10 protein-coding genes and 3 pseudogenes are annotated in these 14,063 nt (G+C 62.9%); 9 read left to right on the top strand and 4 right to left on the bottom strand.

Annotated elements, in window-relative coordinates:
• Positions 1 to 99: 99 nt before the first annotated feature.
• From J2Y83_RS15160 to J2Y83_RS15140, 5 genes are all read left to right on the top strand, one after another.
• Positions 100 to 2,625 carry an acyl-CoA dehydrogenase gene (locus J2Y83_RS15160; protein WP_253396375.1) on the top strand — a complete coding sequence of 842 codons (2,526 nt, stop codon included), beginning with the start codon at positions 100 to 102 and terminating at the stop codon, positions 2,623 to 2,625.
• Positions 2,626 to 2,696: 71 nt separating this feature from the next.
• Entirely contained in the window at positions 2,697 to 4,040 is a 1,344-nt protein-coding gene (locus tag J2Y83_RS15155; RefSeq protein WP_253396374.1) for a 3-oxoacyl-ACP reductase, read from the top strand.
• Positions 4,041 to 4,043: 3 nt separating this feature from the next.
• Positions 4,044 to 4,934, top strand: coding sequence for a MaoC family dehydratase (locus J2Y83_RS15150; protein WP_253396372.1), 891 nt, complete (start codon positions 4,044 to 4,046; stop codon positions 4,932 to 4,934).
• Complete coding sequence (locus tag J2Y83_RS15145) at positions 4,931 to 6,229, top strand: acetyl-CoA C-acetyltransferase (RefSeq protein WP_253396370.1); 1,299 nt, start codon at positions 4,931 to 4,933, stop codon at positions 6,227 to 6,229. Before J2Y83_RS15150 ends, J2Y83_RS15145 begins: the two co-directional genes overlap by 4 nt.
• Positions 6,230 to 6,260: 31 nt before the next feature.
• On the top strand, positions 6,261 to 7,964 hold the full coding sequence (locus J2Y83_RS15140; RefSeq protein WP_253396368.1) for an AMP-binding protein: 1,704 nt from the start codon (positions 6,261 to 6,263) through the stop codon (positions 7,962 to 7,964).
• Positions 7,965 to 8,078: 114 nt separating this feature from the next.
• Here the strand turns inward: J2Y83_RS15140 and J2Y83_RS15135 are convergent.
• A pseudogene (locus J2Y83_RS15135) lies at positions 8,079 to 8,210 on the bottom strand (gfo/Idh/MocA family oxidoreductase); the annotation flags it as partial.
• Between J2Y83_RS15135 and J2Y83_RS15130 the strand changes: the two are divergent.
• The gene (locus tag J2Y83_RS15130; protein ID WP_253396366.1) at positions 8,203 to 8,349 is read left to right on the top strand and encodes a hypothetical protein; all 147 of its coding nucleotides are present in this window, start codon (positions 8,203 to 8,205) and stop codon (positions 8,347 to 8,349) included. The pseudogene J2Y83_RS15135 and the gene J2Y83_RS15130 overlap by 8 nt on opposite strands.
• Positions 8,350 to 8,446: 97 nt before the next feature.
• Here the strand turns inward: J2Y83_RS15130 and J2Y83_RS15125 are convergent.
• Positions 8,447 to 8,581 (bottom strand): annotated as a pseudogene (locus tag J2Y83_RS15125) (gfo/Idh/MocA family oxidoreductase); the annotation flags it as partial.
• Positions 8,582 to 8,796: 215 nt separating this feature from the next.
• A pseudogene (locus J2Y83_RS15120) lies at positions 8,797 to 8,928 on the bottom strand (gfo/Idh/MocA family oxidoreductase); the annotation flags it as partial.
• Between J2Y83_RS15120 and J2Y83_RS29595 the strand changes: the two are divergent.
• Positions 8,921 to 9,043, top strand: a complete 123-nt coding sequence (locus J2Y83_RS29595; RefSeq protein ID WP_301295013.1) for a hypothetical protein — start codon at positions 8,921 to 8,923, stop codon at positions 9,041 to 9,043. The pseudogene J2Y83_RS15120 and the gene J2Y83_RS29595 sit on opposite strands and share 8 nt — an antisense overlap.
• Before the next feature lie 114 nt (positions 9,044 to 9,157).
• On the opposite strand, the gene J2Y83_RS15115 is transcribed toward J2Y83_RS29595, so the two are convergent.
• Complete coding sequence (locus J2Y83_RS15115) at positions 9,158 to 10,273, bottom strand: Gfo/Idh/MocA family protein (protein ID WP_253396364.1); 1,116 nt, start codon at positions 10,271 to 10,273, stop codon at positions 9,158 to 9,160.
• 310 nt (positions 10,274 to 10,583) lie between these two features.
• On the opposite strand from J2Y83_RS15115, the gene J2Y83_RS15110 reads away from it, so the two are divergent.
• Both J2Y83_RS15110 and J2Y83_RS15105 read left to right on the top strand, forming a co-directional pair.
• On the top strand, positions 10,584 to 11,624 hold the full coding sequence (locus J2Y83_RS15110; protein ID WP_253400398.1) for a WD40/YVTN/BNR-like repeat-containing protein: 1,041 nt from the start codon (positions 10,584 to 10,586) through the stop codon (positions 11,622 to 11,624).
• A 15-nt stretch (positions 11,625 to 11,639) separates the two neighbouring features.
• Positions 11,640 to 14,015 (top strand): efflux RND transporter permease subunit, encoded by a 2,376-nt coding sequence (locus J2Y83_RS15105; protein WP_253396362.1) that lies wholly within the window; start codon positions 11,640 to 11,642, stop codon positions 14,013 to 14,015.
• Positions 14,016 to 14,063: the final 48 nt, after the last annotated feature.

The raw sequence follows: 14,063 nt of genomic DNA, 5'->3' as shown, positions 1-14,063 counted from the left end.
TGAAATTGTCTTTTTAAGTTTGTAGTGTGGCTTTACGTCACAGGTCATTCCGATCTGTTTGGGCGTTGGCCGTCCCCTGAATCAAGTTGAGGTATCCCCATGGTGATCTGGTTATTGGTGGGTTTCGCAGCCGCGATTGCCCTGGCATATCGACAAGCCGCCGCTATCCACTGGTTGGGCGCCGGCCTGGCCTGGCTGGCGGCCGGCTACCTGTTCAACGTGGTCGCCGTTTTCGGCACCACCGTCGTGGCGCTGCTGGTGGTGTTGCCAGCGTTGCTGATGACCATCAAACCGCTGCGTCGCAGCCTGCTGACCCGCCAGGCGCTGAGCCTGTTTCGTACCATCATGCCGGCAATGTCCGACACCGAGCGCGCGGCCATCGAGTCCGGCACTGTGTGGTGGGATGCCGAACTGTTCAGCGGCCGACCCGACTGGCAACGCCTGCTGCAAGCCGCGCCGGCCAGCCTGAGTGCCGAGGAACAAGCGTTCCTCGACAATGAAGTCGAAACCCTGTGCGACATCGCCAACGACTGGGAAACCACCCAGGTCTGGCAAGACATGTCCCCCGCAGGCTGGCAATACACCAAGGACGCCGGTTTCCTCGGCATGATCATTCCTACGCAGTACGGCGGCAAAGGCTTCTCCCACTACGCGCATTCGCAAGTGGTGATGAAGCTGTCGACACGCTGCTCGGCGGCGGCGATTTCGGTGATGGTGCCCAACTCCCTGGGCCCCGCGGAATTGCTGCTGCATTACGGCACCGATGCCCAGCGCAATTACTACCTGCCGCGTCTGGCGCGTGGCGAAGACATCCCGTGTTTCGCGCTGACCAGCCCGTATGCCGGTTCCGACGCCGGGGCGATTCCAGACCTGGGCATCGTCTGCAAAGGCCTGCACGAAGGCGAGGAAGTGCTGGGTTTCAACGTGACCTGGGACAAGCGCTACATCACCCTTGGCCCGATTGCCACGGTGCTCGGCCTGGCGTTTCGCGCCGAAGACCCGGATGGCTTGCTCGGGCAGCCCGGTTCGCTGGGGATCACCTGTGCGCTGATCCCGACGTCCCATCCCGGCGTCAACAGCGGTCGCCGGCACTGGCCGCTCAACGCGGTGTTTCAGAACGGTCCTACCACCGGCAAGGATGTGTTCATTCCCCTGGACTGGGTGATCGGTGGCCGCGAACAAGTCGGCAACGGCTGGCGCATGTTGATGGAGTGCCTGGCGGCCGGCCGGGCGATTTCCCTGCCATCGGCCAACGTCGGCCTGGGCAAGGTCGCGGTACGCGGCACCAGCGCCTATGCGGCGATGCGCAAACAGTTCGGCCTGCCCATCGGCAAGTTCGAAGGTGTGCAGGCGCCGTTGGCGCGCATGGCCGGGCATTTGTATGCCTGCGATGCGGTGCGCAAGGTGTCGGTGGCGTCCCTGGATGCGGGGGAAAAACCCTCGGTGATTTCGGCCATCGCCAAGTACCACGTCACCGAGCGCGCACGGATGATCGTCAACGACGGCATGGATATCGTCGCGGGCAAGGGCATCTGCATGGGTCCGAATAACTTCCTGGCCCGTGCTTATCAACAAAGCCCGATTGCGATCACGGTGGAAGGCGCGAACATCATGACGCGCTGCCTGATCATCTTTGGCCAGGGCCTGATTCGTTGCCATCCCTATGTGTTCCGCGAGATGGAGGCCGCGCGCAACCCCGACCGACGCAAGGCGCTGGAGGCGTTCGACAGTGCGATGTTCGGCCATGTGAGCTTTGTCCTCGCCAACACCACACGCGCAGCGGTGCATGCGTTGACCGGCGGGCGCTTGATTGGCGCCCCGGTGAAGACCGACCCGGCGTTGGCGTCCTACTATCGCCAGGCCAATCGGCTGTCGGTGGTGCTGGCATTGATCTCGGATGTTTCCATGGGCGTGCTCGGCGGTGCGCTCAAGCGCAAGGAAAGTATCACCGGGCGTCTGGGCGATATTCTGTCGCAGTTGTACATCCTGTCCTGCGTGCTCAAGCGCTTTGAAGATGACGGCCGGCCCCAGGCGGATTTGCCGCTGGTGCATTGGTCGGCCCAGGATGCGTTGCTGCGCGCCCATGAAGCCCTCGCCGAAACACTCGATAACTATCCGTCGAAAGCCGCGGCGGCGGTGGTGCGCGGCTTGAGTTTTCCGTTTGGCATGCCGTTGCGCAAACCCTCGGATCGGCTGCTGGCTCAGGTGGCGGATGTGGTGCAGACCCCCGGTGAAACCCGTGAGCGCTTGCTGGCCAATTCCTACATCCCACGTCCGGAAATCGACAAGCTGGCCTACGGCGAATTGGCTTTCCGCCTGTTGCCGCAGGTGGAGCTGATCGAAGCACGGCTCAAGCCCGCGATCAAACAGGGCTTGCTTGAACCGATGCCCATCGCCGCCACGGCCTTTGCCGCGTGGCGCGTCAAGGCGCGGGCGCTGGACTTGATCAGCAGCGACGAAGACGCCTTGCTCGCACGCTATGTGGAATATGCCGACCACGCCATCCAGGTCGACGACTTCGCGCAGGACTTCGGCCTGCTGGAGGCGTTGCAGCAACGCAAGCAAGCGTTGGAACCGTCCACCAAGCGTCGTACCAGCCAGGGCGAGAATGCTTCGGTCACTTGAATGGCACTGAATGAACGCGCCCACATGGCTCGGGTGCTCATGCCGATACCGTATTGAGAGTGGATGTTTATATGAGTGACAGCTACCTTTCGTTCGTCAATTCCCCCTGGGGCCGACGCCTGGCCCAGGCCATCGGCCTGCCGCAACCGTTGCCGCTGCAACGCCATCGCAGTGGCCAGCAAGGCCTGGCCAACCCGGTGATCGTCGCCGGGGCAGGGCGCCTGACTGCGCAAGTGCAACAGATTTTCAGCGCCACCGACACGGTCGCCGCCACTGCGGCGACCCTCAAGGCGCCGTCCACGGTCAAGGTGCAGGGGGCGGTGTTCGATGCCTCCGGCGTAGTCGACCTGCAGCAGCTCGATGAGCTCTACGTATTTTTCCACGCCAACGCTAAGCGCCTCGCCCAGCATGGCCGCGTGGTGGTGCTCGGCACCGCCCCGGAACACTGCAAGGACTTGCCCCAGGCCATCGCCCAGCGTGCCCTCGAAGGCCTGGTGCGTTCGCTGGCCAAGGAACTGCGCCGGGCGATCACCGTGCAATTGATCTACGTCGCACCAGGGGCCGAAGACGCCTTGGACAGCAGCCTGCGTTTCTTTCTGTCGCGCCGTTCGGCCTATGTGTCGGGGCAGGTGGTGCGTCTGGAAAAGCCGGTGGACGGCCACGTCAGCGTCAACTGGGACAAACCCTTCGCCGGCCGCCGCGCACTGGTCACTGGCGCTTCCCGTGGTATCGGCTTGGCGATTGCCCAGGTGTTGGCGCGGGACGGCGCGCATGTCGTGTGCGTGGACGTGCCTCAGGCGCAGGACGCGCTGCAGCAGGCCGCCGCCAGTGTGGGTGGCTCGGCGCTGGCGCTGGACATCACCGCAGCGGATGCGGTGGCGCTGTTGCAGGCGCATGTCAGCCAATACGGCGCCTTCGACGTGGTGGTACATAACGCCGGGATCACCCGCGACAAGACCATCGCCAAGATGACCGAAGTGGCCTGGCGCAGTGTGTTGGCGGTCAACCTGGAAGCGCCGTTGCAACTGAGTAACGCGCTGCTGGAAGGCCAGGGCTTGAACCCCGGTGGGCGCATCGTCTGTGTGTCGTCGATTTCCGGCATCGCCGGCAACCTTGGGCAAAGCAACTACGCCACGTCCAAAGCCGGTGTCATCGGCCTGGTCCATGGCCTGGCACCGCTAGCGGCGGCGCAACAGGTTACGGTCAATGCGGTGGCGCCCGGTTTCATCGAAACCCAGATGACCGCAACGATCCCGCTGCTGATCCGCGAAGCGGGGCGGCGCATGAATTCGCTGTCCCAGGGCGGCCTGCCGACCGACGTGGCCGAGACCATCGCCTGGCTGGCTCACCCGGCGTCCGGCGGCGTCAACGGCCAAGTCGTGCGCGTGTGCGGCCAAAGCCTGCTGGGAGCCTGAACCATGGACGACATGACCCAGATCATCGACCCGCTACCGTCGCGCACCGAGTTGCTGCTGGACAGCGTGCGCGCCCTGCGCAAACCCAAGCTCGACGGCGCGCCTGAGTTGCCCAAGGCGCGCCTGGTACGTTCGGCGGTGGCGTTGTCGGCCGCCGACATCGCCACCTATGGCCGCGCCTGTGGTTTCCGGCGTGAGCAAGGCGTGCCGCTGTCCTATCCCCACGTGCTGGCGTTCCCGTTGCACCTGATGTTGCTGACCCGGCCGAGCTTCCCATACCCGGCCAGCGGCATGGTCCACCTGGCCAACCGTATTCGTCAGCAGCAGCGCTTGCACGAAGGCCAGGCCCTGCGCCTGGAAGTGTTTTGCGAGCGCTGGGTCGCCCACCCCAAAGGGCAGGCCTTGAGCATCGCGACCCGCGCCTACAGTGCCGGCACCCTGGTGTGGGAAAGCGACAGCCTGTACCTGCGCCGGGAGATTAAAAATCCCTTGGGGGAGCCTTGGAATGACGGACTGCCGTTACAGCAAGAGGGCCTGTTGCGCACCCAGCGTTGGGTGCTGCCGGCGGATTTGGGGCGGCGTTTCGCCGCTGTTTCGGGGGATTTCAACCCGATCCACACCTCGCTGATCGGCGCGAAACTGTTTGGCTTTCGCCGCGCCATCGCCCATGGCATGTGGACCCTGGGCCGCGCGTTGGCTTCCCAGCAGCCACCCGGTGGCCTGGACCAGGCCGAAGCCCATTGCGACTTCAAGCTGCCGATCTTCCTGCCCGGCCAGGTTGCCCTGTGGAATCGCCCGGTAACCGGCCCGCGCCGTGAATTGGAAGTGCGCAATGTTGCCGGGGATAGGCCCCATATGCGCGGGTTGTTCATCTGGAATGAGAGCCTTAAATGAGTGACTACAGCTTCAACCCGGCCCCGACTCGCCGCGTGGCGATCATCGGCGGCAACCGTATTCCGTTTGCCCGTTCGAACACGGTGTATGCCCACGACAGTAATCAGGATTTGCTGGTGGCGGCACTGCAAGGCCTGGTCGACCGCTACAACCTGCACGGCCAGCGTCTGGGTGAGTTTGTCGCTGGCGCTGTGATCAAGCACTCGCGGGATTTCAACCTGGCGCGTGAGTCGCTGTTATCGACCACGCTGTCCCCGCAAACCCCGGCCTACGACCTGCAACAAGCCTGCGGCACCGGCTTGGAAGCGGCCTTGCTGGTGGCGAATAAAATCGCCCTCGGCCAGATCGAGGTGGGCATTGCCGGCGGCGCCGACACCACGTCCGACGCTCCCATCGGCATCAATGAAGCGCTGCGCCGCACCTTGCTTGCGGCCAATCGCGCCAAGGCCCTGGGCGACAAGGTCAAGACGCTGCTGAAGGTGCGTCCGTCGATGTTCTTCAAGCCGCTGCTGCCGCGCAATGGCGAACCGCGCACCGGCCTGTCCATGGGCGAGCACTGCGAAGAAATGGCCAGGCGCTGGCAGATCAAGCGCCTGGCCCAGGATGAATTGACCCTCACCAGCCACCAACGGCTGGACGCGGCTTACCGGCGCGGCTTTTTCGACGACCTGATCAGCCCCCATCGCGACCTGGCCCGCGACAACAACCTGCGCGCCGACACCAGCCTGGAAAAACTCGCCGGCCTGGTCCCGGCTTACGATCGGCAACATGGCACGCTCACGGCGGGCAATTCCACGCCCCTGACCGATGGCGCCTCGGTGGTGTTGCTCGCCAGCGAGGCGTGGGCCGCCGAACACGGCTGGCCGGTATTGGCCTACCTGCGCACCGGCGAGACCGCGGCGGTGAACTTTGTCGACGGCAGCGAAGGCCTGCTGATGGCCCCGGCCTACGCCGTGCCACGCATGCTCAAGCGCGAAGGCCTGGGCTTGGCCGACTTCGATTTCTTCGAGATTCATGAAGCGTTCGCCGCCCAGGTGCTCTGCACACTCAAGGCCTGGGAAGACGCCGACTACTGCCGCGAACGGCTGGGGTTGGACGCGCCGCTGGGCGCCATCGACCGCGCGAAGATGAACGTCAACGGTGGCTCCCTGGGCTGCGGTCATCCTTTCGCCGCCACTGGCGGCCGGCAATTAGCGGCGTTGGCCAAGGCCATTCACGAGCGCGGCGGCGGTCGCGGCCTGATTTCGATCTGTGCGGCGGGCGGGCTGGGCATTACCGCCATCGTCGAAAAGTAGCGCTATCAAAAACAACAATAAGGAGACTGCCATGAACGCTATCAGCCTGGAACACACCGAACGGGTCTGGTTGAACGCTTACCTGCCCGGCGTCCCGGCGGACATCGATGCCGGTATCGAGGACTACCCGTCGCTGCGCGAGGTGTTCCTGGAGCACCTGGAAAAATTCCGCGAACGGGTGGCCTACGTCAGCATTGGCACTGAAATGACCTACGCCGACTGGCAGGTACAAGGCGTCGCGTTTGCCGCCTGGCTGCAAGGCCAGGGCGTGAAGACCGGCGACCGTGTGGCGCTGATGATGCCCAACTGCTTGCAGTACCCGATCTGCCTGCTGGGGACGATCCTGGCTGGCGCGGTGGTGGTCAACGTCAACCCGCTGTACACCGCCCATGAGCTCAAGCATTTGCTCAAGGACAGCGGCGCCGAGACCGTGGTGATCTTCGAGAACTTCGCGCACACCCTGGAAAAAGTCATCCCCGGCAGCAGCGTCAAGCGCGTGGTGGTGGCGGCCATCGGCGACTTGCTCGGCACCTTCAAGGGCGCGGCGATGAACTTCATCCTGCGCCGCGTGCAGAAGCAGGTGCCCAGGTTCAACCTGCGCGGGTCGGTGCGGTTCAATCAGGCGCTGAAACAAGGACGGGCACTGAACCATTTTCCGGTGGACATGCACCTCGACGACCTGGCCTTCCTGCAATACACCGGCGGCACCACGGGTGACGCCAAGGGCGTGATGCTCAGCCATCGCAACATCATCGCCAACCTGCTGCAAGCCAAGGCCTGGGTCGGCAACCAATTGGACCAGGATCAGCAGGAAACCAACGTCACCTTGCTGCCGCTGTATCACATCTTTTCCCTGACGGTGAACTGCCTGATGTTCATGTGCCTGGGCGGGCGCAACATCCTGATCGCCAACCCGCGGGACGTGAAACGCGTGCAGATGATCCTGCGCAAGGAGCGCTTCAACGGGATTGCCGGGGTCAACACGCTGTTTAACGGCCTGCTGGAGAACCAGGAGTTCTGCGCGCGGGACTTTTCCGCCCTGCGCATGGTGATCGCCGGCGGCATGGCCACGCACACGGCGGTGGCCAAGCGCTGGAAGGCAGTCACCGGGCTGCCGATCATCGAAGGCTACGGGCTGACCGAATGCTCGCCGGTGGTGAGCATCAGCCCCATCGATATTTCACGCATGCGCGAGATGGAATTCACCGGCAGCATCGGCGTGCCGTTGCCATCGACCTGGGTGCGTTTCATGCGTGAAGACGGCCAGTTGGCCGCGCCTGGCGAGCAGGGCGAACTGCAAGTGCGCGGCCCGCAGGTGATGCAGGGCTACTGGAAGCGGCCCAAGGAAACCGCCGAAGTGCTGGATGCCGAGGGCTGGCTGTCGACCGGTGATATCGGGGTGATGGATGCGCGCGGCTATATCCGCCTGGTCGACCGCAAGAAGGACCTGATCCTGGTCTCGGGCTTCAACGTGTACCCCAATGAAATCGAAGACGTGGTGGCGCTGCACCCCGGCGTCGCTGAAGTGGCGGCGATCGGCGTGGAAGATGGCGTGACCGGCGAGCGGGTGAAGATCATCGTGGTGCGCAAGGACCCGAACCTGACCCAGGAGCAGCTCCTCGCCCATTGCCGGGAATACCTGACGGGGTACAAGGTGCCCAAGTTTGTTGAGTTTCGCAGCACAGAGCTGCCCAAGACCACAGTGGGCAAGGTGCTGCGAAGAGCCTTGCGCTAATCTAAAGGCGCTGGTGATTAAAATGTGGGAGGGGGCTTGCCCCCGATAGCAGTGTGTCAGTCAATACATGCATGACTGACCCACCGCCATCGGGGGCAAGCCCCCTCCCACATTTCAGACCGAGTTCACATTGACCCAGCGTTGTTCTCGAGCCGCCACCCGAATCGCCGCCGCCAGCCGCTCGACCGCCCACGCCGCTTCAAAGTCGCTGCCGTCCGCGCCCTGGCCGGTCACGGCCATGATCAACGCCTATTGCCGGGAATACCTGATGGGGTACAAGGTGCCCAAGTTTGTGGAGTTTCGCAGCACAGAGCTGCCCAAGACCATGGTGGGCAAGGTGCTGTGCCGCGCGCTGCGCGCTGCGCTAATTCGAAGGTGTCGATGATCAAAATGTGGGAGGGGGCTTGCCCCCGATAGCAGTGTGTCAGTCAATACATGCCTGACTGACCCACCGCCATCGGGGGCAAGCCCCCTCCCACATTTCAGACCGAGTTCACATTGACCCAGCGTTGTTCCCGAGCCGCCACCCGAATCGCCGTCGCCAGGCGCTCGACCGCCCACGCCGCTTCAAAGTCGCTGCCGTCCGCGCCCTGGCCGGTCACGGCCATGATCAACTCCTATTGCCGGGAATACCTGACGGGGTACAAGGTGCCCAAGTTTGTGGAGTTTCGCAGCACAGAGCTGCCCAAGACCACGGCTGCGAAGAGCCTTGCGCTAATCTAAAGGCGCTGGTGATTAAAATGTGGGAGGGGGCTTGCCCCCGATAGCAGTGTGTCAGTCAATACATGCATGACTGACCCACCGCCATCGGGGGCAAGCCCCCTCCCACATTTCAGACCGAGTTCACATTGACCCAGCGTTGTTCTCGAGCCGCCACCCGAATCGCCGTCGCCAGCCGCTCGACCGCCCACGCCGCTTCAAAGTCGCTGCCGTCCGCGCCCTGGCCGGTCACGGCCATGATCAACGCCTATTGCCGGGAATACCTGATGGGGTACAAGGTGCCCAAGTTTGTGGAGTTTCGCAGCACAGAGCTGCCCAAGACCACGGTGGGCAAGGTGCTGCGAAGAGCCTTGCGCTAATCTAAAGGCGCTGGTGATTAAAATGTGGGAGGGGGCTTGCCCCCGATAGCAGTGTGTCAGTCAATACATGCATGACTGACCCACCGCCATCGGGGGCAAGCCCCCTCCCACATTTCAGACCGAGTTCACATTGACCCAGCGTTGTTCCCGAGCCGCCACCCGAATCGCCGCCGCCAGGCGCTCGACCGCCCACGCCGCTTCAAAGTCGCTGCCGTCCGCGCCCTGGCCGGTCACGGCCATGATCAACTCCTGCACTTCCAGCGTTTTCAATTCGTTGTAGCCCAACTGATGACCGGCGGCCGGGCTGAACGCCGCGTAGCCGGGCAGGGCGGGGCCGGCCAGCAAGCGTTGGAAACCGTCCTGGCCCTTGCGGCACAGGCGCAGTTCATTCAAGCGCTCCTGATCGAAGGCCAACGAGCCTTGCGTCCCGCTGATCTCAAACGCCAGGTGGTTCTTGTAGCCGTGCTTGAGCCAACTGCTGCTCACTGTGCCGCGCGCGCCGTTGGCGAAACGCAGCAGGGCGTGCACCTGGTCATCCACGGCGATGGATTTGAGTGTGTCGCCGCCTTTGACGGCGGGGCGCAGGGCATGCACGGTCTGTGTATCGGCACACACGCTGACCACATCGCCCACCAGATAGCGTGCCATCGACAGCAAGTGGCTGCCCAGGTCCGCCAGGGCGCCACCGGCATGTTCCACTTCGCAGCGCCACGACCAGGGTGAGGTCGGGTCGGCCATGAAGTCTTCGCTGAACTCGCCCTGGAAACTGATGATGTCGCCCAATTCACCGTTGGCGATGATCTGCTTTGCCCACCCGATCATCGGGTTGTGCTGGTAGTTGTAGCCGACACGCGTCACCACGCCCGCCGCACTGGCCGCACGGCGCATCGCGTCGGCCTGCTCGAGGCTGACGGCCAGGGGTTTTTCGCAGTACACCGCCTTGCCCGCAGCCATCGCGGCCATGGCCATGGGGTAGTGCAAATGGTTCGGCGTGGTGATCGCCACCACATCGACCGTGGGGTCGTTGACCAGTGCGTGCCAGTCGCCATGAGCCTGGGCAAACCCCCAGGCGTTGGCGCAGCGCTGGGCGCGTTCGGTGTCGGCATCGGCCAGGGCGGCCAGTTTGAGGCTGACCGGCAGTTCAAATACCGTGCGGGCGTTATTGAACGCCAAGGCATGGGCACGGCCCATGAAGCCAGTGCCGATCAGGCCGATTCCGAGTTCGCGCATCGCCGTGGTCCTTTGGATTATTGTTTTCAGGGAGGCTATTAATGGAATATAAATTCAAATAATTCAAGATATGGAAAAAATAATTCATTCCTGCGCCCGCATCATTGCGGTTGATGGGGCTACATTCAGCGCATGGCCAAAAGCCGCCAGTTAACAAAAGATAACGTAGCGTCGATTGTCAGACGATTCGAAACCCCGATAGGATGGCCCCTGCTTCCTCCAGGCGCTCTAGATTGCAGGTTTCAGAGCCCGGGAAGGTAAGACGACCTAACAATAATAAATGGGAGAAAGGTCTATGAGTGAGCCTGTCATGGGTTGGGTTGTTTGCCGCCCACGTGCCGCACGCAGGGTTGCGTTGCTGGCCACAGCGCTCTCGCTGTTTGCAGGTGCCGCGTTGCCGGCACTCGTGCTGGCAGCCAGCGATACCCCCTTACAGCCGGTGTTGGCGATTGAATCCCCCAAGGCCGCCAAAGGCCTGATGATCGACGTAGTCCACGCAGGCTCACGTCTGGTGGCGGTCGGTGATCGCGGGCACATCCTCTATTCCGATGACCAGGGCAGCACCTGGACCCAAGCCAAAGTCCCCACCCGCCAGTTGCTCACGGCGGTGTTTTTTGTCGATGACCAGCAAGGTTGGGCCGTCGGCCACGATGCGCAGATCCTGGCCAGCACCGACGGCGGCGCCACCTGGACCCAGCAATACCAGGACCTCAAGCGCGAAGCGCCGTTGCTCGACGTGTGGTTCAACGACGCCCACCACGGCCTCGCCGTCGGCGCCTATGGGGCGCTGATCGAAACCACCGACGGCGGTAAAACCTGGGAGGACGTCAGCGACCGCCTCGACAACGAAGACCAGTTCCACCTCAACGCCATCGCCTCTATCAAGGACGCCGGCCTGTTTATCGTCGGCGAGCAGGGCAGCATGTTCCGCTCCAGCGACGACGGCCAGACCTGGGAAAAACTCGAAGGCCCGTACAATGGCTCGCTGTTCGGCGTGATCGCCACCGCCCAGCCGCACACCCTGTTGGCCTACGGCTTGCGCGGCAACCTCTACCGCTCCACGGATTTCGGCAGCACCTGGGCGCAGGTCGAACTGAAGGCGGCGCGCGGCGCCCTGGAGTTCGGCTTGTCCGGGGCGACCTTGCTCGCTGACGGCGCGCTGGTGGTGGTCGGTAACGGCGGCAGCGTGGTGGTCAGCCATGACGACGGCCAGACCTTCAGCGTGTTCAATCGCCCGGACCGTATTTCACTCTCGGCGGTGACGGCGGCGGGCAATGGCAACTTGGTTCTGGTCGGGCAGGGTGGTGTTCGTGTAGCTACGCCAACCGGCGCCGAACCCACAAAACAATAAGAAGGCGGGGAAAGAATGAGCAGTCATCACAACGATAAAGCGACCTTTCTTGAGCGCCTGATCTTCAACAACCGCCCGGCAGTGATCGTCATCTGCCTGCTGGTGAGCATTTTCCTGTTCTGGCAGGCGACGTTGATTCGCCCGTCCACCAGCTTCGAAAAGATGATCCCGCTCAAGCACCCCTTCATCGAAAAGATGATGGAGCACCGCAACGACCTGGCCAACCTGGGCAACACCGTGCGTATTTCGGTGGAGGCCAAGGACGGTGACATCTTCACCAAGGACTACATGGAGACCCTGCGCCAGATCAACGACGAGGTGTTCTATATCTCCGGCGTCGACCGCTCGGGCCTCAAGTCGCTGTGGAGCCCCAGCGTGCGCTGGACCGAAGTGACCGAAGAAGGTTTTGCCGGCGGTGAAGTGATCCCGCAGAGCTACAACGGTTCGCCGCAAAGCCTCGATCAACTGCGCAACAACGTGCTCAAGTCCGGCCAGGTTGGGCGGCTGGTGTCCAACGACTTCAAGTCGAGCATCGTCGACATTCCGCTGCTGGAGTCCTACCCGGACCCGCAGGACCAGGGCAAGTTGCTGGCGCTGGACTATCGGCAGTTCTCCCATGAACTGGAAGACAAGATCCGCACCAAATTCGAAGCGCAGAACCCCAACGTCAAGATCCACATCGTCGGTTTCGCCAAGAAGGTCGGTGACCTGATCGACGGGCTGGTGATGGTCGTGCTGTTCTTCGGCATTGCCTTCGTCATCACCCTGGTGCTGTTGCTGTGGTTCACCAACTGCCTGCGCAGCACCGTCGCGGTGTTGAGCACCACGTTGGTGGCGGTGGTCTGGCAACTCGGCTTGATGCACTTCTTCGGCTTCGGGCTCGACCCGTATTCGATGCTGGTGCCGTTCCTGATCTTTGCCATCGGTATTTCCCACGGCGTGCAGAAGATCAACGGTATCGCCCTGCAATCGAGCGACGCAGACAACGCGCTGACGGCCGCACGGCGTACCTTCCGGCAACTGTTCCTGCCGGGGATGATCGCGATTCTGGCGGATGCCGTGGGTTTCATTACGCTGTTGATCATCGACATCGGCGTGATCCGGGAACTGGCCATCGGCGCGTCCATCGGCGTGGCGGTGATCGTGTTTACCAACCTGATCCTGCTGCCGGTGGCGATTTCCTATGCCGGTATCAGCAAGCGCGCCGTCGCCAGGAGCAAGAAAGACGCGAATCGCGAACACCCGTTCTGGCGCCTGCTGTCGAATTTCGCCAACCCGAAAGTCGCGCCGATTTCCGTGGCCCTGGCGCTGGTCGCGTTTGGCGGCGGCCTCTGGTACAGCCAGAACCTCAAGATCGGCGACTTGGATCAAGGCGCGCCGGAGCTGCGTCCGGATTCGCGCTACAACAAGGACAACAATTTCATCATCAGCAATTACTCCACCAGTTCCGACGTGCTGGTGGTGATGGTCAAGACCAAGGCCGAAGGCTGTTCGCGTTATGAAGCCATGGCGCCCATCGACCAGTTGATGTGGAAGATGCAGAACACCGAGGGCGTGCAGTCGGCGATCTCGCTGGTGACCGTGTCCAAGCAGATGATCAAGGGCATGAACGAGGGCAACCTGAAATGGGAAACCCTGTCGCGCAACCCGGACGTGCTGAACAACTCCATCGCCCGCGCCGATGGCCTGTACAACAACAACTGCTCCCTGGCGCCGGTGCTGGTGTTCCTCAACGACCACAAGGCCGAAACCCTCGACCGCGCCGTGCATGCGGTGCAGGACTTCGCCAAGGAAAACAACAAGGACGGCCTGGAATTCATCCTCGCCGCCGGTAACGCCGGGATCGAGGCGGCCACCAACGAGGTGATCAAGGCGTCGGAGCTGACCATCCTGGCCCTGGTGTACCTGTGCGTGGCGACCATGTGCATGATCACCTTCCGCTCCTGGGCGGCGACCCTGTGCATCGTGCTGCCGCTGGTACTGACGTCGGTGCTGGGCAACGCGCTGATGGCGTTCATGGGCATTGGCGTCAAGGTCGCGACCTTGCCGGTGGTGGCGCTGGGCGTGGGGATCGGCGTGGACTATGGCATTTACATCTACAGCCGTCTGGAAAGTTACCTGCGCGCCGGTTTGCCGCTGCAAGAGGCGTATTACCAGACGCTCAAGTCCACGGGTAAGGCCGTGCTGTTTACCGGGTTGTGCCTGGCGATAGGCGTGTGTACCTGGATCTTCTCGGCGATCAAGTTCCAGGCCGACATGGGCCTGATGCTGACCTTCATGCTGCTGTGGAACATGTTCGGTGCGCTGTGGCTGCTGCCGGCGCTGGCAAGGTTCCTGATCAAACCGGAGAAGTTGGCCGGGCAGAAAGGCAATTCGCTGTTCGCCCACTGAGTGCAGCGGTGGGGGCGGTTGCGCCCCCACCGACAACGTCACGCCGCG

The organism is Pseudomonas marginalis, from assembly GCF_024169655.1.
In the GTDB taxonomy this organism is placed as follows: domain Bacteria; phylum Pseudomonadota; class Gammaproteobacteria; order Pseudomonadales; family Pseudomonadaceae; genus Aquipseudomonas; species Aquipseudomonas paraveronii.
This window is presented reverse-complemented; position numbering and strand designations above follow the sequence as displayed.